The 1,071-nt window shown below is 50.3% G+C and carries 1 protein-coding gene and 2 pseudogenes; all 3 read left to right on the top strand.

Annotated elements, in window-relative coordinates; translation table 11 throughout:
- Positions 1-195, top strand: a pseudogene (locus AC55NX_RS20725) (succinate dehydrogenase/fumarate reductase flavoprotein subunit); the annotation flags it as partial.
- Between the two features lie 2 nt (positions 196-197).
- Positions 198-938 carry a succinate dehydrogenase/fumarate reductase iron-sulfur subunit gene (locus AC55NX_RS20720; protein ID WP_496997450.1) on the top strand — a complete coding sequence of 247 codons (741 nt, stop codon included), beginning with the start codon at positions 198-200 and terminating at the stop codon, positions 936-938.
- Positions 939-941: 3 nt separating this feature from the next.
- Positions 942-1,071: pseudogene (locus tag AC55NX_RS20715) on the top strand (fumarate reductase subunit C); the annotation flags it as partial.

Genomic DNA, 1,071 nt, shown 5'->3' with positions numbered 1-1,071 from the left:
GATGAAGGGTGTACCGAGCGTGACGATGTGAACTTCCTCAAACACTCACTGGCATTCTATCAAAAAGATGCAGCCCCCCGGATTGACTACAGTGATGTCACCATCACCAAGTCACAACCGAAAGCACGTCTTTACGGTGCCGCTGCTGAGCAAGCCGCAGCAGAAGAAGCCAAACAGCGCGCAGAGGAGAAATAATCATGGTCACCCAACGTATTCAAAAAGTGGACATCCTGCGTTATGACCCGGAAAAAGACGCGGAGCCTTATTTACAGTCCTTTGAAGTCCCGTTCAATGAAACCATGTCGATCCTCGACACGATTTCATATGTGAAAGATTATCTGGACAAGAACCTCTCCTATCGTTGGTCTTGCCGGATGGCGATTTGTGGCTCGTGTGGCGTGATGGTCAACGGGGTACCGAAACTCGCCTGTAAAAGCTTCCTGCGCGACTATCCGGACGGTGTGAAAATCGAACCACTGGCGAACTTCCCGATTGAGAAAGATTTGATTGTCGATATGACCCCGTTCATCGAGCGTCTGGAGGCAATCAAACCTTATATCATTGGGAATGACCGTAAACCGGAAGACGGTGCCAACCTGCAAACGCCAGAGCAACTGGCAAAGTACAAGCAGTTTGCCGGCTGTATCAACTGTGGTTTGTGTTATGCCGCCTGTCCGCAGTTCGGCCTCAATCCGGAATTTATCGGTCCGGCCGCTCTGACACTGGCGCATCGCTATAATCTCGACAGTCGTGACCACGGTCAGGCTGAGCGGATGAAACTGATCAATGGCGAAAATGGTGCTTGGGGTTGTACCTTTGTCGGCTACTGCTCTGAGGTTTGTCCGAAGAGTGTTGATCCGGCAGCAGCGGTCAACCAGGGTAAAGTGGCGTCGTCGATGGACTTTGTCATTGCGATGTTGAAACCTCAGGAGGCATAAGAGATGAGTAATCGTAAGCCCTATGTAAGAGAAGTGAAACGGACGTGGTGGAAAAGCAATCCGTTCTATCGCTTTTATATGATCCGTGAGGCAACCGTGCTTCCTTTAATCGTGTTTACCCTTTTCCTCACTG

It is taken from the genome of Vibrio rubrogenes (assembly GCF_059641415.1).
This window is presented reverse-complemented; position numbering and strand designations above follow the sequence as displayed.

Excerpts from the sequence above, each read along its gene's own strand:
- AC55NX_RS20720 (WP_496997450.1), top strand. The coding sequence starts at position 198 with ATGGTCACCCAACGTATTCAAAAAGTGGACATCCTGCGTTATGACCCG.